This is a genomic window from Staphylococcus sp. 231237_7MaSpsaltlick (assembly GCF_043107035.1).
Map to the genome: position 1 here is coordinate 1 of NZ_JBICNX010000462.1, position 379 is coordinate 379.

The 379-nt window shown below is 34.8% G+C and carries 1 protein-coding gene; it reads left to right on the forward strand.

What is annotated here, in order from left to right; genetic code table 11:
* Positions 1–42 precede the first annotated feature (42 nt).
* Positions 43–379, forward strand: a 337-nt coding sequence (locus ACF91D_RS32350) for an arginase family protein (RefSeq protein WP_392438808.1), incomplete at its 3' end; no start/stop codon positions are given.

Consider the following 379-nt stretch of genomic DNA (forward strand, 5'->3'; position numbering starts at 1 on the left):
TAGATTATTCTAGAAACAAACGATAACAAAGGGGTTTTAGAAATGAATAAAACAGTAGAAATTATTGGGGCGCCTGCAACATTTGGGCAAAGGAAACTAGGAGTAAATCTTGGTCCAGATGCGATTCGATACGCTGGCATTGAAAAGCGTATTAAAGCTATAGGAATACCTGTTAAAGATTCTGGTAATATAGCTGTTCCTAAATTAGATTTGGAAAAATTTAATTCAGAGCAAGAAGGGTTACGTAATATAGAGGAAATCATAGAAACATCAAACATATTAAGTGATGCAGTATCAACTAGTATAGAACATAATCATTTCCCGCTTGTGCTAGGAGGAGACCATTCGATTGCAATTGGTTCTATATCAGGTATTAGTA